The sequence below is a fragment of the Rhizobium sp. BR 250 genome (genome assembly GCF_047445855.1).
Taxonomy (GTDB): Bacteria; Pseudomonadota; Alphaproteobacteria; order Rhizobiales; family Rhizobiaceae; genus Agrobacterium; species Agrobacterium tumefaciens_I.
In genome coordinates, this window is record NZ_JARWKW010000021.1 from 24,694 (window position 1) to 45,425 (window position 20,732).

The 20,732-nt window shown below is 60.0% G+C and carries 25 protein-coding genes; 10 read left to right on the forward strand and 15 right to left on the reverse strand.

Annotated elements, in window-relative coordinates; translation table 11 throughout:
* Positions 1-19: 19 nt before the first annotated feature.
* Together QD336_RS23345 and QD336_RS23350 are read right to left on the reverse strand one after the other, a co-directional pair.
* Positions 20-1,075, reverse strand: a complete 1,056-nt coding sequence (locus QD336_RS23345; RefSeq protein ID WP_499172331.1) for a L,D-transpeptidase family protein — start codon at positions 1,073-1,075, stop codon at positions 20-22.
* Between the two features lie 272 nt (positions 1,076-1,347).
* A complete protein-coding gene (locus tag QD336_RS23350; RefSeq protein WP_499172332.1) occupies positions 1,348-1,728 on the reverse strand; it encodes a hypothetical protein in 381 nt (126 codons plus the stop codon).
* A 98-nt stretch (positions 1,729-1,826) separates the two neighbouring features.
* On the opposite strand from QD336_RS23350, the gene QD336_RS23355 reads away from it, so the two are divergent.
* Complete coding sequence (locus QD336_RS23355; RefSeq protein WP_499172333.1) at positions 1,827-2,417, forward strand: DNA-3-methyladenine glycosylase; 591 nt, start codon at positions 1,827-1,829, stop codon at positions 2,415-2,417.
* On the opposite strand, the gene QD336_RS23360 is transcribed toward QD336_RS23355, so the two are convergent.
* The 3 genes from QD336_RS23360 to QD336_RS23370 all read right to left on the reverse strand — a co-directional run bounded on the left by QD336_RS23360 (position 2,414) and on the right by QD336_RS23370 (position 4,187).
* Complete coding sequence (locus tag QD336_RS23360; RefSeq protein WP_269342836.1) at positions 2,414-2,572, reverse strand: hypothetical protein; 159 nt, start codon at positions 2,570-2,572, stop codon at positions 2,414-2,416. The genes QD336_RS23355 and QD336_RS23360 overlap by 4 nt on opposite strands.
* A gap of 230 nt (positions 2,573-2,802) precedes the next feature.
* The gene (locus QD336_RS23365) at positions 2,803-3,000 is read right to left on the reverse strand and encodes a hypothetical protein (protein ID WP_003523793.1); all 198 of its coding nucleotides are present in this window, start codon (positions 2,998-3,000) and stop codon (positions 2,803-2,805) included.
* Positions 3,001-3,173: 173 nt separating this feature from the next.
* Positions 3,174-4,187, reverse strand: a complete 1,014-nt coding sequence (locus QD336_RS23370; RefSeq protein ID WP_269342834.1) for a substrate-binding domain-containing protein — start codon at positions 4,185-4,187, stop codon at positions 3,174-3,176.
* Positions 4,188-4,455: 268 nt separating this feature from the next.
* On the opposite strand from QD336_RS23370, the gene QD336_RS23375 reads away from it, so the two are divergent.
* From QD336_RS23375 to QD336_RS23400, 6 genes are all read left to right on the forward strand, one after another.
* A complete protein-coding gene (locus tag QD336_RS23375; RefSeq protein WP_499172336.1) occupies positions 4,456-5,721 on the forward strand; it encodes an ABC transporter substrate-binding protein in 1,266 nt (421 codons plus the stop codon).
* A 65-nt stretch (positions 5,722-5,786) separates the two neighbouring features.
* Positions 5,787-6,761 (forward strand): carbohydrate ABC transporter permease, encoded by a 975-nt coding sequence (locus tag QD336_RS23380; protein WP_269342831.1) that lies wholly within the window; start codon positions 5,787-5,789, stop codon positions 6,759-6,761.
* Positions 6,758-7,591, forward strand: a complete 834-nt coding sequence (locus QD336_RS23385; protein ID WP_499172337.1) for a carbohydrate ABC transporter permease — start codon at positions 6,758-6,760, stop codon at positions 7,589-7,591. The genes QD336_RS23380 and QD336_RS23385 overlap by 4 nt, the downstream gene beginning before the upstream one ends.
* A 10-nt stretch (positions 7,592-7,601) precedes the next feature.
* Entirely contained in the window at positions 7,602-8,630 is a 1,029-nt protein-coding gene (locus QD336_RS23390; protein WP_499172338.1) for an ABC transporter ATP-binding protein, read from the forward strand.
* Positions 8,631-8,687: 57 nt separating this feature from the next.
* On the forward strand, positions 8,688-9,473 hold the full coding sequence (locus QD336_RS23395) for a ThuA domain-containing protein (RefSeq protein ID WP_046801358.1): 786 nt from the start codon (positions 8,688-8,690) through the stop codon (positions 9,471-9,473).
* A gap of 18 nt (positions 9,474-9,491) precedes the next feature.
* Positions 9,492-10,541 carry a Gfo/Idh/MocA family protein gene (locus QD336_RS23400; protein ID WP_499172339.1) on the forward strand — a complete coding sequence of 350 codons (1,050 nt, stop codon included), beginning with the start codon at positions 9,492-9,494 and terminating at the stop codon, positions 10,539-10,541.
* A 179-nt stretch (positions 10,542-10,720) separates the two neighbouring features.
* Here QD336_RS23400 and queE read toward each other — a convergent pair whose 3' ends face one another.
* From queE to queC, 3 genes are read right to left on the reverse strand one after another with little or no spacing between them, the layout of a single operon-like run.
* On the reverse strand, positions 10,721-11,476 hold the full coding sequence (queE, locus tag QD336_RS23405) for a 7-carboxy-7-deazaguanine synthase QueE (protein WP_499172341.1): 756 nt from the start codon (positions 11,474-11,476) through the stop codon (positions 10,721-10,723).
* The gene (gene queD / locus QD336_RS23410) at positions 11,473-11,829 is read right to left on the reverse strand and encodes a 6-carboxytetrahydropterin synthase QueD (protein ID WP_003523781.1); all 357 of its coding nucleotides are present in this window, start codon (positions 11,827-11,829) and stop codon (positions 11,473-11,475) included. The genes queE and queD overlap by 4 nt, the downstream gene beginning before the upstream one ends.
* Positions 11,829-12,539, reverse strand: a complete 711-nt coding sequence (gene queC, locus QD336_RS23415) for a 7-cyano-7-deazaguanine synthase QueC (protein ID WP_499172342.1) — start codon at positions 12,537-12,539, stop codon at positions 11,829-11,831. The genes queD and queC overlap by 1 nt, the downstream gene beginning before the upstream one ends.
* Before the next feature lie 221 nt (positions 12,540-12,760).
* Here queC and QD336_RS23420 point away from each other — a divergent pair, with 221 nt between their 5' ends.
* Both QD336_RS23420 and QD336_RS23425 read left to right on the forward strand, forming a co-directional pair.
* Positions 12,761-12,898 carry a hypothetical protein gene (locus tag QD336_RS23420; protein ID WP_269342821.1) on the forward strand — a complete coding sequence of 46 codons (138 nt, stop codon included), beginning with the start codon at positions 12,761-12,763 and terminating at the stop codon, positions 12,896-12,898.
* Positions 12,891-13,061, forward strand: coding sequence for a hypothetical protein (locus QD336_RS23425; protein WP_499172343.1), 171 nt, complete (start codon positions 12,891-12,893; stop codon positions 13,059-13,061). Before QD336_RS23420 ends, QD336_RS23425 begins: the two co-directional genes overlap by 8 nt.
* Positions 13,062-13,153: 92 nt before the next feature.
* Here the strand turns inward: QD336_RS23425 and QD336_RS23430 are convergent, their stop codons facing one another.
* The 6 genes from QD336_RS23430 to QD336_RS23455 form a co-directional block, all read right to left on the reverse strand.
* Positions 13,154-14,287 carry a Gfo/Idh/MocA family protein gene (locus tag QD336_RS23430; protein ID WP_499172344.1) on the reverse strand — a complete coding sequence of 378 codons (1,134 nt, stop codon included), beginning with the start codon at positions 14,285-14,287 and terminating at the stop codon, positions 13,154-13,156.
* A 22-nt stretch (positions 14,288-14,309) separates the two neighbouring features.
* Positions 14,310-15,074 carry a sugar phosphate isomerase/epimerase family protein gene (locus QD336_RS23435; protein ID WP_499172346.1) on the reverse strand — a complete coding sequence of 255 codons (765 nt, stop codon included), beginning with the start codon at positions 15,072-15,074 and terminating at the stop codon, positions 14,310-14,312.
* 59 nt (positions 15,075-15,133) lie between these two features.
* Positions 15,134-16,222 (reverse strand): ABC transporter ATP-binding protein, encoded by a 1,089-nt coding sequence (locus QD336_RS23440; RefSeq protein WP_269342817.1) that lies wholly within the window; start codon positions 16,220-16,222, stop codon positions 15,134-15,136.
* 5 nt (positions 16,223-16,227) lie between these two features.
* Entirely contained in the window at positions 16,228-17,169 is a 942-nt protein-coding gene (locus QD336_RS23445) for a carbohydrate ABC transporter permease (protein ID WP_499172347.1), read from the reverse strand.
* Entirely contained in the window at positions 17,162-18,064 is a 903-nt protein-coding gene (locus QD336_RS23450) for a carbohydrate ABC transporter permease (protein WP_499172348.1), read from the reverse strand. The genes QD336_RS23445 and QD336_RS23450 overlap by 8 nt, the downstream gene beginning before the upstream one ends.
* 142 nt (positions 18,065-18,206) lie before the next feature.
* Positions 18,207-19,439: an ABC transporter substrate-binding protein gene (locus QD336_RS23455; protein WP_269342814.1), complete on the reverse strand. Its 1,233-nt coding sequence runs from the start codon at positions 19,437-19,439 to the stop codon at positions 18,207-18,209.
* A gap of 221 nt (positions 19,440-19,660) precedes the next feature.
* Between QD336_RS23455 and QD336_RS23460 the strand changes: the two genes are divergently transcribed.
* A complete protein-coding gene (locus QD336_RS23460) occupies positions 19,661-20,383 on the forward strand; it encodes a CPBP family intramembrane glutamic endopeptidase (protein ID WP_499172350.1) in 723 nt (240 codons plus the stop codon).
* Positions 20,384-20,443: 60 nt separating this feature from the next.
* On the opposite strand, the gene QD336_RS23465 is transcribed toward QD336_RS23460, so the two are convergent.
* The coding region (locus QD336_RS23465; protein WP_499172351.1) for a cupin domain-containing protein at positions 20,444-20,732 on the reverse strand (289 nt) is incomplete at its 5' end.

The window sequence follows — 20,732 nt, forward strand, 5'->3', positions numbered from 1 at the left end:
TTGAAAAACCTCATTTACGTCATCTCACGCTGGCAAAGGGATCTGCCAGCGCCGCCTCCGGGCGGCTGATAGGGTACTTCGTGCCGGAAACCTGCGAGGCCATGACTTTGGCGCCGCTCGATTTCAGAATGGCCCGGAAGCTCGGATGCATGCCGCCGTCTACATACGCGCTGAGCGGGGCGGAAGTTCCCTCGCTCATCGCGGCGGCAAATTTTTGTTGCTCTTCCGCCAGCTTCGACGCCACCTGCGGGTCCTGCTGGTTGATGGCCGGCGGGCAGGCCGCCAGCGGATCGGCAGGCTCACCTTCGGCAAATTCACTGTTGAAAACATAGCGGCGGCCGCAAACGGAGACCTTGGGCTGGCGGCGGGTCACCTCGAAATAGTCGTAGCCTTCCTTCAGCGTCTTCCAGAACGACATGTTGGGATCGTCCCGATGCGCCACCATGTTCCTTGCACTCATGCGGAAGGGATAGGCCTGCACCTGGAAACGGTCCTGCCCGCCCTGCAGCGCACGCGCAACGATGGCGTAAATCTCGCCCACCTGGGCATCGGTCATGGCGTAGCAACCGGAAGAAGAGCAGGCGCCATGCACCATCAGCGCTTCACCCGTGTAACCGAGCGCCGATTCCAGCCGGTTGGGATAACCGAGATTGAAAGAGACGTAATATTGCGAGTTCGGGTTAAGCATGCCGGCCGAGACATGATAAAAACCTTCCGGCGCCTGCCGGTCGCCCGTTTTCATCTTCGGGCCGAGCTTTCCGGACCAACGGCACATGGGATAGGTCTTGAGCAGGGCGTAATTTCCGGTCTTGTCGATCTTCCAGACCTCAAGCTCGCTCTCCTGCTTGAAGATACGAACGAGGACCGGGCTTTCCGGGCGCATGCTCTTGGCCGACATCTGCGCCATCATCTTCGATGACAACTTCGGAGGGTCCTTCTTGACGCTGTCGAGGCCCATCGAGGTACACGCGGCAAGGGTGCCGCCGATCGCGACGACCGCAGCCATTCTTGCCCCTGTCCTAACCTTTTGCCGCAACCCCGCAACCGCGAAATCCAGCAATGCCTGCATGCCCATGGATCGTTCTACCCGCCTGATTTGCCCGCCTTTCCGGCTGACGCTTAACTACCGAAGGTGGCCACAACACGGCAACCTCGCCCATGGACAAAGTCTCGTGAACAGACGTTACCCTTTCGTTAATCATAGGGACACAAGCCCGTGATGCCGATGATGCTGGTCGCGTCCAGGCAGCCCGAGCGCGAAACCCGCCGCAGACAGGTGACGTACGGCAGTCCGCACAATACCGTAGCCGGCACCGGTGACGAGAACGACCTTACGATCGGTCACTATCACAGCCCTCCCTTTCGGGAGGCGATCGACGTAACCGTCGCCGAGACGGGGTCGCTCGCCGGAAAGCTGTCTTCCAGCCCCTCTTCCAGTTCCTCCTCCAGAATGTCGCGGTCCTTCGATGTGCGGGCGCTGGCAATCCCGTGCGGGGTCTCATCCTGTGTGCCGAGGGCAGAAAATTGCGCGGGCGCATCCACGCCGTGGCGCGTTCCGAAGGCGGTCAACTGCCCCATCACCGCACTCGCCCGCCTGATCGCCTCCGCATCGTCGATCCCTTCCAGACCGTCGGCGAGGCGAACCGAGACCTGATCACCGTCGCTGCCGACGAACTCGACGGAGATAACCCCGTTATTGCGTTTTACATAGGTCGTCGAAAGTTGCATGACATGCCCTCCGGCTTGGAAAGCACCGGTACGAATCCGATGCTGGAAAACGGTTAGAACCTGAATTCACAACGACGGCAGAGCGGAAGGGGTTCCGGATGGATGAGGCCTTTGGTCTGGAAATGCAGGAGAGTTTCTTCCTGCGTGATGCGGTGGACGTGGCCCGCGCCCTCATCGGCGCGGAATTCCGCATCGGCAATACCGGCGGCATCATCGTGGAAACGGAAGCCTATCATCCGGACGACCCGGCATCCCACAGTTTCAACGGGCAGACCCCGCGCAACAGGGCGATGTTCGGCCCGGCCGGCCATCTCTACGTCTACCGGTCCTATGGCATCCACTGGTGCGCCAACTTCGTCTGCGCTCCCGGCTCCGCCGTGCTTCTGCGCGCCATCGAGCCGCTGACCGGTATAGACATGATGAAACTGCGACGGGGAACTGACAAGCTGAAACTTCTCTGCTCGGGCCCGGGCAAGCTCTGTCAGGCGCTGGCAATTACCGGGGATATGGACGGTGCGCCGCTGAATGCGTCGCCGTTTTTCCTGCGGCTGCCGAAAGAAGCCTCCGCCATTACCAGCGGCAGGCGCATCGGTATCAGCCGTGCAATGGACTATCCCTGGCGTTTCGGACTGGAAGGCTCGACTTTTGTCAGCAAGAAATTCGAGACGCCACAGACGCGGGGTTCTTAAAGCACCTTCGGCGGCTCGTCGTTTTCGTCGGGATTGGGCGTCGGCACCTCATCGGGCAACCAGTCGGGCTCCGGTTCCTCGACCGGCGGAATCTCCGGCTGCGGCGGCACTGGCATCGGCGGTTCGGGATGGGGTTCGACGGGAACTATTGACATCGCGGCCTCCTGATATGAACGCGCCTCGCCCGAAGCGGACACCGGCTACGTTTTGATCTATCGGGACAACACGTTCGCGCCGTCGCCATTCAGGCGGCGCAACACCCAATTCGCCCACCGGTCAATGCCGGCCAAGTCCCTTCGGTCCGATTGCGCCGCCCTGCGGGTCGTACAGGAAAACGCGGGGACGGCAGGTCCGTTCCGTATTTTAGGAAGGTTTTTGCGACAGCTCAGGCGAAGCCGAGCGCGCTGCGGGAAATATCGCGGTTTTCGCAATAATCGCGGGAATGGGCTTCATGACCATGCTCGCGGGCGGTCGAACGGTTAAGTTCCGGGCTCGGAACGTTGAGAAGCGCATCGGCATAGGTGCCGGTGGCCTCGACATCGTCGATCACAGTCTGCTGTTGCGGCTTTAAAAATTCAAACATCCGTCATCCTCCTTCGACGCATCCCTCCAACGCGCCGGCACGGGGCCTGTTCCATATACCCGTGACTGTTCCGATTATACATGAGAAGGGATTAACGTATAGATGACGAAAGGCGAACGTTATCAACTGACGTTCACAAAATGGAGTGGAATCAGTGAGCTATGGCGAGAAGCTCAGGCCGGGCCGACCGATTCCCGCAAGATCAGTTCCACCGGCCACAATTCCTGGACCTCACGGACTGGGCGGCCGCCGATGATCTGCAAAATAAGGTCCGTCACCCGCATGCCCGCCATGCGCATGGACGAGCGGGTGGTGGAAAGCGGCGGCATCATGCTTTCCGGCGTGAGGTAAGGAAACACGTCGTCATGGGCGATGACGGAGACATCCTTGCCGATCACCAGCCCCATCTGGGTGGCGGCGCGATAGACACCCTGCGCCGTCATCATCGCACCCGCCACAAAGGCCGTGGGGCGCGGCGTCTGCTCCAGAAGCGAGCGGGCGAAGCGGAAGGCCGTCTCCTCACTGAAGTGCTCGTTCATCATGAAACGCGGATCGGGCACTATACCGTGGGTTGCCAGCGCATCGCGGAAACCCTGCTCGCGATCCTGTACGAAGGTGCGGCCCACCGGGCCATTGATGAGGGCGATGCGCCGATGGCCGCGCTCCAGAAAATGGGTCGTCGGGCGATAGGTCACATCGTGGTTGTCGATATCGAGCCAGGCATGTTCAAAGGGTGTCTTTGAGCGGCCATGCACGATGAAGGGCACACCCAGCCGGTTGAGCAGCGCGATGCGCTCATCCTCCGGGCGCGGCGAATGCACGATGATACCATCCACCCGGCCGCTGGCCGCCAGCCGACTGAAAATCGCCAGTTCCTCATCGAGATTATTATCGACGGTGACGCTGACGAGGATGTCGGTCTCTTCCCGTTCCAGGCGGGTCGCCATGCCACCCATGAACTCCGAAAAGAAATGCCCACCACCCGAACGACCCATGACGACGCCGATGGCGCCGGCCCTGCCCGTTGCCAGCCGGACAGCGTTGGCATTCGGCCGGTAGCCGTATTTCAGCGCAGCCTCCATCACCCGCTGGCGCGTCTCTTCACGCACCTCGGGGTAGCCGCCAAGCGCCCGGCTGACGGTGGTGGGCGACAGCCCGACCTTTTCTGCGAATTCCTTGAGCTTCATGTTTTTTGCCAATTTGCCCCTGCATGCGTTGCCGCCGCGGATTTTTCAAGCCGACAAAAATTGAAAACGATTTCAATTTTCTCCCACCTGAAACCTTACAGTTGATCATTGCGAATGGCAAAGGCCGAAAAATTGCAGACGAAAACAGCCAATTTCCGGGGGATTAGAAAGAGTATTGACAGATTGCTCGGCTTTTGAGAGCCTCACGCCAGTCAAAAGCGCTTTCAATTTTGAGGACAATCGAAAGCGTCAACGGAGGAGTTTGACAATGAATATTTCCATGAAGACTTTGTTCCTGTGCGGAGTCGCGTTTTCCGCCGCCATTTCGGCAGAGGCGGCCGAGCTTTCCATCGCCGCCAATTCGACCGGTAAAAACGTCGCGTTCTTCCGCGAACGGATCGCCGCTTTTGAAAAAGAGACCGGCCACAAGGTCAATCTCGTCACCATGCCGTCTTCTTCAAGCGAACAGTTCAGCCAGTACCGGCTGTGGCTTGCCGCCGGCAACAAGGATGTCGATGTCTACCAGACAGACGTGATCTGGGCGCCGCAGCTCTCCGACCAGTTCGTGGACCTGACCGAAGCGACGAAGGATGTCATTGGCGATCATTTCCCCTCCATCGTCGCTTCGCAGACGGTTGACGGCAAGCTCGTTGCCATGCCGATGTTCACCGACGCGCCGGCGCTGTTTTATCGCAAGGACCTTCTGGACAAATACGGCAAGCAGCCGCCGAAGACCTGGAAGGAACTGAGCGAGACCGCCAAGGAAATTCAGGACAAAGAGCGCGAAGCGGGCCAAAAGGACCTCTGGGGCTTCGTCTTCCAGGGCAGCGCCTATGAGGGCCTGACCTGCAACGCGCTGGAATGGATCGCGTCCGCCGGCGGTGGCCATATCGTCGAAAGCAATGGCGATATCTCCGTCAACAACGAAAAGGCCGCAGCCGCCATCGAAACCGCCAAGGGCTGGGTCGGCACCATCGCACCGCAGGGCGTGCTGGCCTACAAGGAAGAAGAAGCCCGCGGCGTCTGGCAGACGGGCAATTCCGTCTTCATGCGCAACTGGCCCTATGCCTATGCACTGGGTAACGGCGCCGACAGCGCAATCAAGGGCAAGTTCGGCGTCACGCCGCTGCCGGCAGGTACGGAAGGCGAAGCCCCTGCCTCGACGCTCGGCGGCTGGAACCTCGCCGTCTCGAAATATTCCGACGACAAGGAAGCGGCCATCCAGCTGGTGAAGTTCCTGGCTTCGAAAGACACCCAGAAGCTGCGCGCGATCCAGCTCTCCAACATGCCGACGATCGCTTCGCTTTACGATGACAAGGATGTCGCGGCGGCCCAGCCTTTCATGCCGACATGGAAGCCGATCTTCCAGACCGCCGTTCCGCGTCCATCCGCCTCCGCCAAGGTGAAATATAACGAGGTTTCGGCCAAGTTCTGGGGCGCGGTGCACAACACGCTCTCCGGCAACGGCACGGCGGCTGAAAATCTCGAACTTCTCGAGGTTGAACTGACCGATCTCAAAGGCAACGGCTGGTAACCCCGGCCCGCGCGGGAGGCGGCCTCGCCTGGCCGTTTCCCGTGCCCCAACCGCGAGATATCCCCATGAACGACATCGCCCTTCAAAGACCGGTCGCGGCATCCGGCACCGGCTCCGATCTGCAGTCGGAACGCCTGAAATCCGCCTGGCTGTTCCTTGCTCCCACATTTTTGGTGCTGGCGCTGGTGGCGGGCTGGCCGCTGGTGCGCACCGTCTGGTTCAGCCTCACCGACGCTTCGCTCACCAATCTCGATGGTGCGCAATTCGTCGGCCTCAAGAACTACCTCACCTGGATCACGCTCAGCAGCGGCCGCACCATCTATCGTGGCCTGCTCGCCGATCCCGCCTGGTGGGGCGCCGTTCTCAACACGCTGAAATTCACAATTCTCTCCGTCAGCCTCGAAACCGTGCTCGGCCTTATCGTCGCGCTGGTGCTGAATGCCGAGTTCAAGGGGCGCGGCCTCGTGCGCGCCGCAATCCTCGTGCCGTGGGCCATTCCCACCATCGTTTCGGCGCAGATGTGGGCATGGATGCTGAACGACCAGTTCGGCATATTGAACGACCTGTTCCTCAATCTCGGCCTGATCTCCAACAAGATCGCCTGGACCGCCAATCCTGAAACGGCCATGGTCGCCGTGCTGATCGTCGATATCTGGAAGACCACGCCTTTCATGGCGCTGCTCATCCTCGCCGGCCTGCAGATGGTGCCGAAGGATATGTATGAGGCGGCAAAAGTGGATGGCATCCATCCGGTCAAGGTGTTCTTCCGCGTCACCCTGCCGATGATCCGCCCGGCCCTCATGGTCGCCGTCATCTTCCGCATGCTGGATGCGATGCGCGTCTTCGACCTCATCTATATCCTGACGCCGAATAATGCCCAGACCCGCACCATGTCGGTGCTGGCACGCGAGAACCTGTTCGATTTCGACAAGTTCTCCTATGGTGCCGCCGCCTCCACCATGCTGTTCCTCATCATCGCCTCGATTACGGTCATCTACATGTGGCTCGGGCGCGTCAACACCGATGGAGCCGCGCGATGACCCTGCCAAGCATCCTGAAAACCACCGCTTTTTATGCGCTGGTCGCCATCATCATGGTGATCTCGGTATTCCCGTTCTATTATGCGATCCTGACGAGCCTGAAGTCCGGCTCGGCGCTTTTCCAGGTCAATTATTGGCCGCGTGACTTCTCGTTGGCCAATTACAGCTTCGTCATCGGTAACGGCACTTTCCTGCGCAATCTCGGCAATTCGCTGTTTGTTGCATCTTCCGTCGTCGTGCTGTCGCTGTTCCTCGCGGTAACGGCGTCCTATGCTCTCGCCCGCGTCCGCTTCCGTGGCCGCGCCCTGCTGCTGCTCACCATCCTGTCGGTTTCGATGTTCCCGCAGATCGCCGTGCTCGCCGGCCTGTTCGAACTGATCCGTTGGGCGGGTATCTTCAACACACCGCTCGCGCTGATCTTTTCCTACATGATCTTCACCCTGCCCTTCACGGTCTGGGTGCTGACAACCTTCATGCGCGACCTGCCAATCGAGATCGAGGAAGCGGCGATCGTCGATGGCGCGACGCCATGGGTCATCATCACCCAGGTGTTCATGCCGCTGATGTGGCCGGCACTCGTGACGACAGGGCTTCTCGCCTTCATCGCGGCATGGAACGAGTTCCTCTTCGCGCTCACCTTCACCTCATCGAACGAGCAGCGCACGGTGCCTGTCGCCATCGCGCTCCTGTCGGGCGGCTCGCAGTTCGAAATCCCGTGGGGAACGATCATGGCCGCGTCCGTCATCGTCACCGCACCGCTCGTCGTCCTCGTTCTGATCTTCCAGCGACGCATCATCTCCGGCCTCACCGCCGGCGGCGTCAAAGGCTAGGAGAAATCTCATGACCACCATTCAACTGCGCAATCTTCGCAAATCCTTCGGCGCCTTCGATGTCATCAAGGGCATCGACATGGACATTCGCTCCGGCGAGTTCATGGTCTTCGTCGGTCCTTCCGGCTGCGGCAAGTCCACTCTGCTGCGCCTCATCTGCGGGCTGGAGGAAATCTCCGGAGGCACGCTCTCCTTTGACAGCGACACGGTGAACCGCCTACCGCCCGCCAAGCGCGGCGTCGCCATGGTCTTCCAGTCCTATGCGCTTTATCCGCATATGACCGTGTTCGAAAACATGGCCTTCGGCATGAAACTCTCAGGCGCGGACAAGGAACAGCGTCGCAAGCGCGTGGAGGCGGCGGCCGAGATGCTGCAGCTCACGCCCTATCTGGAGCGCCTGCCGAAGCAGCTTTCCGGCGGCCAGCGCCAGCGTGTCGCCATCGGCCGCGCCATCGTGCGCGATCCGAAGGTCTTCCTGTTTGACGAGCCGCTTTCCAACCTCGATGCGGCGCTGCGCGTCGCCACGCGTCTCGAAATCGCCAAGCTGCACCGCTCGATGCATGACACGACGATGATCTACGTCACCCACGACCAGGTGGAGGCAATGACGCTCGCCGACCGCATCTGCGTATTGCGCGACGGCCGTGTCGAGCAGATCGGCACGCCGCTGGAGCTTTACGAAAGCCCGGTCAACACCTTCGTCGCCGGCTTTATCGGCTCGCCGAAAATGAACTTCCTGTCAGGCAAATATGCCGAGACGGAAGGCGCCAAGACGATCGGCATCCGCCCCGAACACATCACCATCGCCACCGATGGCAGCGGCTGGAGCGGCGAGATCGTGCATTCGGAAATGCTCGGATCGGACAGCTACATCTATGTCGAGATCGGCGCCGGTGAACCCGTCGTCGTTCGCGAGGAAGGCGTCACCGGCCGCACGGCCGGCGAACGTATCGCCATTGTGCCGGATGCGGCGCAGATCCACCGTTTCGATGCCGAAGGCCGGGCGCTTTCCCGCAACCCCGCCCGGGGTGCGGCCTGAACATTCAACTTTCGCCGGGATCACCCAAGGTCCCGGCTTTCACCGAGGAGCATGACAATGACCATCAACACCGTTGTATGGGGCGAAAATATCCACGAACACATCAATGAGACGGTGCGTTCGATCTATCCGAACGGCATGCACAACACCATTGCCGACGCGCTGAACCAGAACCCTGAGATCAATGCCACCACCGCCACGCTGCAGGAGCCGGAGCACGGCCTTTCGCAGGAGCGCCTCGACAAGACAGACGTTCTGGTCTGGTGGGGCCACAAGGACCATGGTGCGGTGCAGGATGAAATCGTCGAGCGTGTTGCCAAACGCGTCTGGGAAGGCATGGGCCTCATCGTGCTGCACTCCGGCCATTTCTCAAAGCCGTTCAAGCGGCTGATGGGTACGCCCTGCGCGCTGAAATGGCGCGAGGCGGGCGAACGCGAGCGCCTTTGGACCATCAATCCACGCCACCCGATTGCCGCCGGCCTGCCTGAGCATTTCGAGCTGGAAAACGAGGAAATGTATGGCGAGCAGTTTTCCGTGCCGGAGCCGCTGGAAACCGTGTTCATCTCCTGGTTCCAGGGCGGCGAGGTCTTCCGTTCCGGCCTCACCTGGCGTCGCGGCGCGGGCAATATCTTCTATTTCCGCCCCGGCCACGAGACGTACCCCACCTATCACGACGCCAATGTCCAGAAGGTCATCAGCAACTCGGTAAAATGGGCCTATAATCCGGTTGGCGCACTCAAGAGCATTCACGACGCCCCCAATGTTCCCGTCGACAAGGCGCTGGAGCCGATCGAAGAACGCGGCCCCAAGCTGCACAAGGCAGGCGAAGCAGGTTACAGGTAAGGGCTTGGAGATACTGGCATGAGACTTCTCATTCTCGGAACCGGCGGCATGGCCAACAACCATGCCACATATTTCTCTGAAATCCCCGGCGTCGAACTGGTCGCGGCGGTGGATGTGGACGATGTGGTGGTGCGGGGCTTTGCGCTGCGCCACAATATCCCGCTCTCCTTCACCTCGCTGGACGATGCGATCGCCTGGGGTGAATTCGATGCGGCGGCGAATGTCACGCCGGACGCCATCCACCATCCCACGAGCTTGAAGCTGCTCGCAGCCGGCAAACATGTCTTCTGCGAAAAGCCGCTGGCGGAAAACTACGCCAAGGCCGCCGAAATGGCCGATGCCGCCGAAAAGGCCGGCCTCGTTGCCATGGTCAACCTCACCTATCGCAACGTCGCCCCCTTGCAGGCGGCGCGTGAGATGGTGCTGGCCGGCAAGATCGGCAAGGTTCGCCATCTGGAAGCCTCCTATCTCCAGAGCTGGCTCGTTTCCAAGGCCTGGGGCGACTGGATGACGGAGAGCAAGTGGCTATGGCGGCTTTCCACCAAGCACGGCTCCAACGGCGTGCTGGGTGATGTCGGCATCCACATTCTCGACTTCGCCTCCTATGGTGCGGGCAGCGACGTGGAACGCATCTTCACGCGGCTGAAGACCTTCGACAAATACGAAGGCAACAAGATTGGCGTCTACGACCTCGACGCCAATGACAGCTTCACCATGACCGCCGAGCTTGAAAACGGCGCCATGGGCGTCATCCATGCCAGCCGCTGGGCGACGGGGCACCTGAACGAGCTTCGCCTGCGCATCCATGGCGACAAGGGCGCGCTGGAAGTGATCCACACGCCTGACTATTCCAGCCTGCGTGCCTGCATCGGCGAAGATGTGGAGAAGGCGATCTGGAAGACGATCGATGTCGATCCGGTGCCGACGAACTACGAAAAGTTCGCCAAGGCGGTCATGGAAGGCGGTATCGCCGACCCGGACTTCCGTCACGCCGCCAATCTGCAGAAGGTGCTTGATCTCTCGATCATCGCGGATCGGGAACGGCGCGAGCTGGCCATTTCGGCTTGAGTTCAGGAGAGCGGCGGCGGAAGCCGCCGCTAGGGAGGGGTGATGTTCCTCCACGTCCCCCCTTCCCAATCGACGTCATCCTCGGGCTTGACCCGAGGATCCATATCCTTCAACGGCGTGTGGATCCTCGCTTCAAGAGCGAGGATGACGTCGAAATGTTTTTGCCAAATACCTGCAGCTCACACCCCGCGCTTGTTCCCCCACAGAAGCACATGCAGCTGCGGCAGCACGCGGGCCGAAAACCAGCGGTCTTCGCTGACCTTGTCCACCAGCCACAACATCCGGTCCATCACCCCGTCGATATCCACTCGCGCATCGTCGTCATCGGGCGGCGGCGGAGTGTGGTTGCCGGGCTGAAGATAGACAGGCAGATGCGGGAAACGCGCCGAAGCCGCCTTGGCATAGGCATAATCCGCATCATCGAACACCACGATCTTCAGCGCCACCTGCGGCCCCTCACCAGCAGCGGCAAGACAGTCCTCGAAAGCACGCCAGTCCGTTTCCATGCCGCTTGATGGCGGCTTGGGGCTCAGAACCAGATGGTCAAGATCGGCAAACCAGTCTTTGGCGATACTGCCCTGCGTTTCCAGCGCGAAACGATACCCCTCGCCCTGCCCCTTCGCGATCAAAGTCCCGAGCGGCTGGATGGCCGGATTGCCGCCTGACAGTGAGACGGTCAGCGGCACGCCGCCGGAAAGCCGCCGCACCTCCTGCCAGATCGCGTCTACCGTCATTGGCAACCACGTATCGCGATAATCGCTGTCGACCGCATGCAACGTATCACACCAGGAACAACGGTAGTCACAGCCGCCGGTTCGCACGAAAACAGTCGGCAGACCGATCAGCAGACCTTCGCCCTGAATGGTCGGGCCGAAGATTTCACTGATGCGGATCGTGGTTTCCTTGGCTGCAATCATCCCTGCAGCCGCCGTCATGGCCGGTATTCCGCCCAGGTCTTTGCAGTTTCACTCACCCGCACGGCGCTGGTTTCCGGCAGGCGATCCTTGCACCAGTCATAGAAATGCTTCGCCAGATATTCTGCCGTCACCCGGTCATGGCCGAGGACATCGTTCAGATGGCGATGATCGAAATGATCGTCGATATAACGCTTCAGCGGCGCAAGCTCGTGATAATCGCGCACGAAACCGTGCTCGTTCAGTGCTTCGCCCGCGAGCTCTATCTCGACAATGTAATTATGCCCGTGCAGGCGGTTGCACTGGTGATCCGACGGCAGGCTTTTCAACTGATGCGAGGCGGAGAAGTGGAACTCCTTGGTGATGCGGAACATCAGCGCACCTCCTGCGCCGCATAGGCATGGGTGGCGGCAACCCAGAAATCCGGGTCTTCATAGTCCGTTGGGTCGGCAACGCCCGCCAGATGGAAGGCCTCGCGCCGTTCCACGCAGGTTCCGCAGCGGCCGCAGTGGCGCAAGCCGCCCTTGTAACAGGACCATGTTTTCCCAAACGGCGTTCCATATTTTGCCCCATCAGTGACGATCGCGGCTTTGGAGACGGTCACATAGGGCGCGAAAAGCTTGACGTTGGCATAACCTTCCAGCGCATGCGCCTGCATGGCGTTGAAGCTGTCGATGAAGCCCGGCCGGCAATCCGGATAGATGAAATGGTCGCCGCCATGCACGGCAATAGCCACCGCATCCGCCTGCTGTGCTGCGGCAAGGCCAAAGGCGATGGTGAGCATGATGGCGTTGCGGTTCGGCACCACGGTGGAACGCATGGTCTCTTCCGCATAATGCCCGTCCGGCACCTCCACATCGTCGGTCAGTGCCGAGCCGGTGAGATGTGCGCCGATGGGGCGGATATCGATGATATGATGCGGCACGCCGAGCCGTTTGGCGCAATCGGCGGCGAAATCCAGCTCCTTCTTGTGGCGCTGGCCATAATCGAAAGAGACGAGAGCGAGAAGTTCGTGTTCCGCCGCGATTTTATGCGCAAGCGAAACGGAGTCCAATCCGCCGGAGCAGATGACGATGGTTTTCATAATTTGGGATCCCTTGTTTTGACCGGGTGGGCTGCGACCGGATACGGCGCGGCTTTAAACCAAAGCGAAGGGATTGTGAAGGGCCTTGCGCATATGCAGCCAAGCCGCGCCATCACGAAAATGCCCCGCGACAGCAACAAGACGAAACAAACGGGACATAAGCGGGAAACCGGCACGATCTAGAACAATGCCGAATTTGCTGTTCTTGAAGGGTCTTGCCAATGGTGGCGGCTGATACATTTCTGTTTTCGCTGAGCAACCTCAGCTCTCTTGGCGCCGGCCTGCTGATGGCGATGGCGGGCATGCTTTACGTCACGCTCACCATTCGCGGGCTGGTTGCCGCCCTTCGCCATGGATAAGGCCCTCGACACAAAACGCCACCGGTTCAGGCGCAATCTCACCACCGCGCTTTTCGTCGCCACGGCAGGGCTTGTCGCGGCGGTCGGCATAGCCCCGTTCGTTTTCCTGATCTGGATGATCAGAACCGTGGCGCGCTGGCTCGGCCTTTTTATTGGAATTTGAAGGTTCCATGAACCCGCGACGCTCGCCGTAGCCGGCTGAGCGGAAAGGCCCGGCGGACTGGAAGTGCGTCGGGCCTTTTATTGTAAACAGGCTCAGCGCAGCAGCGCCTGCGCCTCCTCGATGCCGAGTGCGGCCGGCTGGGTGCAGGTCGTTCTCATCTCGATGAAGCGGCCTTCCTCGCCTGACTTCAGGATCGAGGTCATGACATCGATGCCGTGCAGCGAGCGGTCCAGCGAGCAGCGGGCATCGCGGCCCTCCAGAATGGCAATCGCCATATCGGCAAGGCCGGCCGTGCGGTAGTTGGCGCGCGGGCCGTTCGGGCTTTCCTGATTGGCGATGCCGAAGGGATGCGCCCAGTCTTCCAGCGGCTGGATATTTTTGTCACGACCGCTCGCTTCCACCACACCGCCGAAGAAATTCGGGTCCGGCACGTAGATGGAGCCTTCCGTACCGTAGAGCTCCATATTGGCGTGGCGATGCGACCACACGTCCCAGCTGGCCGAAAGCGTAATCGTCGCGCCGTTCACGAATTCCAGCAGCGCGTGGATGTTGGTCGGTGTTTCGACGGGAATGATCTCGCCATTCAGCGGCTGGCTGGTCACCGTGCGGGTGGGGTTCGCCATCGAGGTCAGCGCCCCGACACGTTTGACCGGGCCGATGAGGTTGATGAGGTTGGCGACGTAATAGGGCCCGAGATCGAGGATCGGCCCGCCACCCTTCAGGAAGAAGAAGCCCGGGTTGGGGTGCCACATTTCCATGCCTGGGCTCATCACATGGCAGGTGCCCGACGTGATGCGCCCGACCTTGCCGTCATCGATATATTGACGGGCAAGCTGATGCGCGCCGCCGAGGAACGTATCCGGCGCGCAGCCGACGGAGAGGTTCTTCTCCCGGGCGATACGCCGCAGTTCTTCACCCTCTTCCAGCGAAAGCACGAGTGGCTTTTCAGAATAGACGTGCTTGCCCGCCTCAAGGGCTGCTTTCGACACCGGAAAATGCGCGGCGGGAATGGTGAGGTTCACCACCACGTCAATGTCCTTGTTGGCGAGCAGCTCGTCGATGGACTGCGCGACAACACCGAATTCTTCTGCCCTCAACTCCGCCGCGTTGCGGTTGAGATCGGCGCAGGCCAGCACCTTGATGCCCTTGAAGAGCGGTGCCAGCGAGAAATATGCAGACGAGATATTGCCGCATCCGATGATGCCGACGCCAAGATCTCTGGCCATGATGAAACTCCGAAATTGAAACTCAGTAGGTTTTGAAGGAAGCGATCGAGCGGGTGATCAGCCGGTCGATATCCTTCGGATTGTCATGCTCGACCACGAAATGTTTCGTGGCGGATTTCGCCTTCAGCGCCGCGACGAGGCCTTTCCAGTCCACTGTACCATGGCCGACATCGGCCCAGCCATCTTCGTCGGCATTTTCACCGGCCGGCGCGATGTCCTTCACATGCACGGCGGTGATGCGCTTGCCGTAGCTTTCGATCCAGGCAAGCGGATCGGCATTGCCGCGAATGATCCAGGCGATATCCGCTTCCCATTTCAGGTCCGGCCCACCGGCCAGTATCTGTTCCTGCGGGGTGGAGCCGTCGCCGAGCGCCTTGAATTCGAAATCGTGGTTGTGCCAGCCGAAGGTCAGCCCGGCATCCACGAAGGGTTTTCCGGCTTCCTGCAGGCGCTTGCCGAAGGCGAACCAGCCGGCCGCGTCGGTCGGGCGCTGGTCGGGCATCAGATAGGGGCAATAGATCGCTTCGACGCCGAGAACCTTTGCGATATTCAGCGCCCTTTTCGGGTCACCTTCAAGAAGGTCGAGGCCGAAATGGCCGGTCGGCATGGTCAGGCCGTTGGCGTCGAGTTCGGCGCGCAGGCCCTTCAGCCCGGCATCGTCCAGAGAGGCGTACATGGCGCCATAACCTTCAACCTGCCTGTAACCAGCCGTCGAAAGCTTCTTCAGAATATCGGAAAAAGGCTGGAAATTGCGGGCGCTGTAAAGCTGGAAACCGAGTTCTGTCATTGTCTCCTCCATAGAGATGCTGGGTCTTGGGATTGTGTGTGGGGGAATAGTTGGTGCGTCTAAAGCCGTTCCTCGCTTTGCGCGTCGAACAGCGAAGCCATGGCCATGTCGAGGCCGAGGCGAACCTTGGTACCCGGCGAAAACCGCCGGTGGCCGCCAACGCGCACAGAGAGCGTATGCCCGGCATGTTTCAGCCAGATCAGATTATCGGCGCCCATCGGCTCCTCGATATCGACAATCGCCTCATGCACTTCGCCGCCGACAATATCGGCGTCCACACGCACATGTTCCGGGCGCACGCCGAGAACCACAGCGCGGCCTGGTGCAAGCGGCGTGTCCGAATGATAACCATCGAGCGCAAACGTCACGCCATTGGTGGTGAAGACGACTTTGCCGTCCTTCTCGATCAGCTCACCACGCAGGAAATTCATCGATGGCGAACCGATGAAGCCGGCAACGAAGAGGTTCCTCGGCTTGTTATAGATGGTGACGGGGTCGGCCAGCTGCTGGATGACGCCGCTTTTCATGATGGCGATGCGGTCGGCCAGCGTCAGCGCCTCGATCTGGTCATGCGTCACATAGATCATGGTGTTTTTCAGCGACTGGTGCAGCCGCTTGATTTCCACACGCAGTTCCGAGCGCAGCTTGGCGTCGAGGTTGGACAGCGGTTCATCGAACAGGAACACATCCACATCCCGCACCAGCGCCCGGCCGATCGCCACGCGCTGGCGCTGACCGCCGGAAAGCTCGGCCGGCTTGCGCTTCAGCAGCGGCTCGATCTGGAGAATGCCCGCCGCCCGTTTCACACGCCGATCGATTTCCTCCTTCGGCACCTTTGCAACCTGAAGGCCGAAGGACAGGTTCTTTTCCACCGTCATCTGCGGGTAAAGCGCATAGGATTGGAACACCATGCCGATGCCTCGATCCTTCGGCTCCTCCCAGGTGACGTTGCGATCCTTGATGAATATCTGTCCGTCGGTCGGTTCCAGAAGGCCGGCGATACAATTGAGAAGGGTCGACTTGCCGCAGCCGGACGAGCCGAGCAACACGAGGAATTCGCCGTCGTAAATATCCAGATTGAGGTCTTTCAGCACGGTGACGGCACCGAAGGACAAGGAAAGATCGCGGATGGAAACGCTTTTGTTCATATAGCTCAACCTTTTACTGCGCCGGCAGCAATGCCGCGGACGAAAAGCCTGCCGGAGACGAAATAGACGATCAGCGGCACGGCCCCGGTCAAAAGGGTGGCGGCCATGTTGACGTTGTATTCCTTCACGCCCTGCACGGAGTTGACGATGTTATTGAGCTGCACCGTCATCGGGTAATATTCCGGCCGCGTGAACACCACGCCGAACAGGAAGTCGTTCCAGATGCCGGTGACCTGCAAGATCATCGCCACGACGAAGATCGGCAAAGACATGGGCAGCATGATGCGGAAATAGATCTGCCAGAAGTTCGCGCCGTCGATACGCGCCGCCTTGAACAACTCCTCCGGCAGCGAGGCGAAATAGTTGCGGAACAGCAGCGTCAGGATCGGCATGCCGAAGATGGTGTGCACGATCACGAGGCCGGTCAGCGAGCCGTAAATGCCCAGTTCGCGCAGCACGATGACGATCGGATAGATCATCACCTGGTAGGGGATGAAGGCACCGATGATGAGGATCGAGAAGAACAGTTCCGATCCCTTGAACTTCCAGTTGGCCATGGCGTAGCCACTGACGGAAGCAACGATGATGGAAATGACGACGGAGGGCACGAGGATACGCACCGAGTTCCAGAAGCCGCGCGAAAGCCCGTCGCAGTTCAAGCCCGTGCAGGCATTGGCCCAGGCCTTCACCCAGGGTTCGAAGGTGATTTCCACAGGCGGCGCGAAGATATTGCCGAGGCGGATTTCCGGCATGCCCTTCAGCGAGGTGACGACCATCACGTAAAGCGGCAGCAGGTAATAGGCGGCGGCGACAAAGAGTGTGCCGTAAAGGATGATGTTGCGGCGAGAAAAGGTTTTCCTCGGCTTCCTGCCGCGCGGGCCGGAAAGTTCCTTGGCAACCGCATCATTGGCGGCGACAACCGTGTTCAATGTGCTGATATTAGCCACGCTTCTTGCCTCCGAATTCGAGGTAGGCCCATGGAATGATGATGATCGCGACGGTGAGAAGCATCATGGTCGAGGCGGCAAAGCCCTGCCCCAGATTCTGTGCCTGGAACATGTAGTCATAGACATATTTCGCCGGCACTTCAGACGCGATACCCGGCCCCCCGCTGGTCTGCGCCACCACCAGATCGTAAACCTTGACGATGCCGCTGGCGATGATGACGAGCGTGGTGATGAAGACCGGTCGCATCATGGGAATGATGATGAGAATATAGGTCTTCCACATCGGAATGCCGTCGACGCGCGCCGCCTTCCAGATATCCTCATCGATGCCGCGAAGACCCGCCAGCATCAGGCACATGACGAGCCCTGTGCCCTGCCAGAGTGCCGCAATCAGGATGCCATAGATGACGATCTCAGAATTATAGAGCGGATCGAAGGTGAAGCTTTCCCAGCCCATCGAGCGGACCACGGACTGGATGCCGAATTCCGGGTTCAGCAGCCATTGCCAGACAAGGCCGGTGACGATGAAGGACAGTGCGAAAGGATAGAGAAAAATGGTGCGGAAGGTGTTCTCGAAGCGGATCTTCTGCTCCATCAGCGCCGCCAGCACGAAGCCGATGACGAGGCTGAAGATCAGCGACAGAATGCCGTAAATCGCCAGATTCTGGATGGAAACGATCCAGCGCGGCGCGGCCCACAGCCGCTCATATTGATCGAAACCGATAAAGTTCGCCCGCGGCAGAAGCTTGGAATTGGTGAAGGAATAAACGACCGTCCAGATCGTTCCGCCTAGGAAGATCACCATGGCGGTCAAAATCATTGGAATGGAGGCAATCTTGGAATTGAGATTGCGAAAGAGCTGGTTGGGGCGCCCCGAGCGCGCTTGACCTGCCATGTTACCTCCTCCTATAACGTTACAGTAAGCGGTCAGGTAGAAACCTCACCGCATGAAACGCCTGCCCGTATTGACGATAATCACACGGCGCGGACGCTTCGGGAGGGGAGCGGTGAACCGCTCCCCTCCCGGGAGATCACAATCAGTCAGCCGAACCGATAATGTCCGCGAAGCGCTTCTGCCCATCTTCCGCCGACATGGAACCGGCAAAGAATTCCGCCATCAGGTCTTCCTTCTGTTTCTGCGTATCGGCGGAAATCAGCTGGTCGGTGCTGGTCAGCGCATTGCCCTTGGCCAGAATTGCCAGACCCTTCTTCATGCAGTCATTGGCTGCATTGAGGTCCACGTCGCCACGGATCGGCAGGGAACCCTTTTTCAGGTTGAATGCCACCTGGGTTTTCGGATCAACGATGGTTGCGGCAAGCACGTCCTGCGCCTTGGTTTTCGCCTCGTCTTTCAGAACCGGGAAATAGAAGGCATCGCCGCCGGTGGTGAGGTATTCACTGAGACCAAGACCGGGAAGGCAGGAATAATCCGTGCCGGCCTTCTGGTTGGCCAGCTGGAATTCACCCTGCGCCCAGTCACCCATGATCTGGCCGCCGGCCTTGCCGGTGATGACCATGTTGGTGGCCTGGTTCCAGTCCTGAACATTGGTGCCCTTGGCCATGTCGCGCGCTTCGACGGCAGCAGCGAAAATCTTTGCCATCTCAGGACCGGCCGCCGCTTCGGCATCCTTGTCGCCATAAACCTTCTGATAGAGATCCTTGCCGCCGATCGAAAGCGTCAGCGTGTCGAACAGGCCGTTGGCCTGCCAAGCCTGACCGCCGAGGGCAAGCGGCTGGATGCCGGCCTTTTTCAGCGCCGGTGCGGCCGCGACGAATTCCGTCCAGTTCTTCGGAACCTCGACGCCCGCCTTCTTGAAGGCGGCGTTGGAAAGCCAGAGCCATTGCCAGGAATGGATATTCACCGGCGCGCAATAAATCTTGCCGTCGATGGTGCAGCTGTCGAGCAGGCTTGCCGGCTTGATGACCTCTTTCCAATTGCCCTTGGCGGCAACGTCGGACAGGTCGCGCATCAGGCCCGCCTGCACCAGTTCTTCCGCCTGCCGGCCGTGGTTGAACTGGGTGGCGCCCATCGGGTCGCCGCCGGTGATGCGGCTGATCATGATCGGCCGTGCCGTGCCGCCGGAACCGGCGATGGCGCCATCCACCCATTTGTTGCCGGTGGCGTCGAAGGCCTTGGCCAGTTCGGCGACGGCGGCGGCTTCGCCGCCCGATGTCCACCAATGGGTCACCTCAAGATCGGTGGCGCCTGCAATACCCGCCGGAATCATCACACTGGCCAGAAAAGCCGCAGAAATAACACGCATTCGCATGAGTCTCCTCCCTCACTGAAACGTTGCAGTTGGAACCTATGCGAAGATTTTTGATTAGGCAACCGCCTAAAATACGAATCTCACCACCGCTCTCGGGAGGCCTTTCAAACGGCTGAAAGATGCGCGGAACAGGTGTCGACACAGGGAATAGAGCCGCGTAACCCACCTGCAATGCCAGTCGTTTACGAAACGCACGACGAAGAAAACATGCGAAAGAGACCATGGCACGTTGGCACGTTCTTTTGATCATCGGATTGGCGGGTGTCGCATCGCTGTTGCTGGCGTCATTTGACCAGCTCGCCCCGGGGCAGCAGCTTTCATTCGCGATGCGCCTGCTGATCCTCATCCAACCGGCGATCCTGACTGTCGCAGCGGTGGCCACCGGTCAGGCTCTGGCCGCAGGAACCGGGCTTGCTGCACCGCTGGTCGATGGCTGGTTGCAGGGAGCCAACCTGCGCCCGATATTGCGAAAGCAGGCGCCACCCGCATTGGCGGCAGGCCTTGCCGTAGGTCTGCTGATGAGCGCCTATTCGTCCCTGATCCTGCCGTCGGTGACGGATGCGACGACCATGGCAAAAATGACCGCTTTCAACGTTCCGCTGGTGACCCGGATTCTCTATGGCGGGATTACGGAGGAGATCCTGACCCGATGGGGCCTAATGTCGCTTTTCGCATGGGTACTCTGGCGCATGGCGGGCAAGGGAAAGCTTCTGCCAAGCCTGTTATGGGCCGCCATCACCATGGCGGCTGCCCTCTTCGCCGCCGGCCACCTGCCGTTTCTGTTTGCGATTACCTCTCAGCCGCAGCCATTGCTGATCATTGTGATCCTGCTCGCCAACTTCATCCCCGGCCTGCTGTTCGGCTGGCTGTTCTGGCGGCGGGGCCTGGAAGCGGCGATATTCTCCCATGCCTTTGCCCATTGCGTGAACGCGCTTGTCTCCTGAAACGGAAAAGGCGAGCCGGATCATCATCCGCCTCGCCCTCATCACGTCGGTTCGCCAAAATTATTGCCGTCTGTAATCATCCTCGATGCGGATGACGTCATCCTCGCCGATATAGGCGCCGGTCTGGATTTCGACGAGTTCGAGCGGAATTTGCCCCTCATTGGCAAGCCGGTGCGGCCGGCCGATCGGAATATAGACCGACTCGTTTTCCGTCAGCAGCCGGGTCTCGTCCCCCATCGTCACGGTTGCAGTTCCCTTGACGACGATCCAGTGTTCCGAGCGGTGATAATGTTTCTGGAACGAGATGCGGTGGCCGGGATCAACCGTGATGTGGCCGACCCGGTAACGC

Bases quoted from the DNA above. Each gene is read 5' to 3' on its own strand.
- QD336_RS23345 (WP_499172331.1), bottom strand. From the start codon at position 1,075: ATGGGCATGCAGGCATTGCTGGATTTCGCGGTTGCGGGGTTGCGGCAA.
- QD336_RS23350 (WP_499172332.1), bottom strand. From the start codon at position 1,728: ATGCAACTTTCGACGACCTATGTAAAACGCAATAACGGGGTTATCTCC.
- QD336_RS23355 (WP_499172333.1), top strand. From the start codon at position 1,827: ATGGATGAGGCCTTTGGTCTGGAAATGCAGGAGAGTTTCTTCCTGCGT.
- QD336_RS23360 (WP_269342836.1), bottom strand. From the start codon at position 2,572: ATGTCAATAGTTCCCGTCGAACCCCATCCCGAACCGCCGATGCCAGTG.
- QD336_RS23365 (WP_003523793.1), bottom strand. From the start codon at position 3,000: ATGTTTGAATTTTTAAAGCCGCAACAGCAGACTGTGATCGACGATGTC.
- QD336_RS23370 (WP_269342834.1), bottom strand. From the start codon at position 4,187: ATGAAGCTCAAGGAATTCGCAGAAAAGGTCGGGCTGTCGCCCACCACC.
- QD336_RS23375 (WP_499172336.1), top strand. From the start codon at position 4,456: ATGAATATTTCCATGAAGACTTTGTTCCTGTGCGGAGTCGCGTTTTCC.
- QD336_RS23380 (WP_269342831.1), top strand. From the start codon at position 5,787: ATGAACGACATCGCCCTTCAAAGACCGGTCGCGGCATCCGGCACCGGC.
- QD336_RS23385 (WP_499172337.1), top strand. From the start codon at position 6,758: ATGACCCTGCCAAGCATCCTGAAAACCACCGCTTTTTATGCGCTGGTC.
- QD336_RS23390 (WP_499172338.1), top strand. From the start codon at position 7,602: ATGACCACCATTCAACTGCGCAATCTTCGCAAATCCTTCGGCGCCTTC.
- QD336_RS23395 (WP_046801358.1), top strand. From the start codon at position 8,688: ATGACCATCAACACCGTTGTATGGGGCGAAAATATCCACGAACACATC.
- QD336_RS23400 (WP_499172339.1), top strand. From the start codon at position 9,492: ATGAGACTTCTCATTCTCGGAACCGGCGGCATGGCCAACAACCATGCC.
- queE (WP_499172341.1), bottom strand. From the start codon at position 11,476: ATGACGGCGGCTGCAGGGATGATTGCAGCCAAGGAAACCACGATCCGC.
- queD (WP_003523781.1), bottom strand. From the start codon at position 11,829: ATGTTCCGCATCACCAAGGAGTTCCACTTCTCCGCCTCGCATCAGTTG.
- queC (WP_499172342.1), bottom strand. From the start codon at position 12,539: ATGAAAACCATCGTCATCTGCTCCGGCGGATTGGACTCCGTTTCGCTT.
- QD336_RS23420 (WP_269342821.1), top strand. From the start codon at position 12,761: ATGGTGGCGGCTGATACATTTCTGTTTTCGCTGAGCAACCTCAGCTCT.
- QD336_RS23425 (WP_499172343.1), top strand. From the start codon at position 12,891: ATGGATAAGGCCCTCGACACAAAACGCCACCGGTTCAGGCGCAATCTC.
- QD336_RS23430 (WP_499172344.1), bottom strand. From the start codon at position 14,287: ATGGCCAGAGATCTTGGCGTCGGCATCATCGGATGCGGCAATATCTCG.
- QD336_RS23435 (WP_499172346.1), bottom strand. From the start codon at position 15,074: ATGACAGAACTCGGTTTCCAGCTTTACAGCGCCCGCAATTTCCAGCCT.
- QD336_RS23440 (WP_269342817.1), bottom strand. From the start codon at position 16,222: ATGAACAAAAGCGTTTCCATCCGCGATCTTTCCTTGTCCTTCGGTGCC.
- QD336_RS23450 (WP_499172348.1), bottom strand. From the start codon at position 18,064: ATGGCAGGTCAAGCGCGCTCGGGGCGCCCCAACCAGCTCTTTCGCAAT.
- QD336_RS23455 (WP_269342814.1), bottom strand. From the start codon at position 19,439: ATGCGAATGCGTGTTATTTCTGCGGCTTTTCTGGCCAGTGTGATGATT.
- QD336_RS23460 (WP_499172350.1), top strand. From the start codon at position 19,661: ATGGCACGTTGGCACGTTCTTTTGATCATCGGATTGGCGGGTGTCGCA.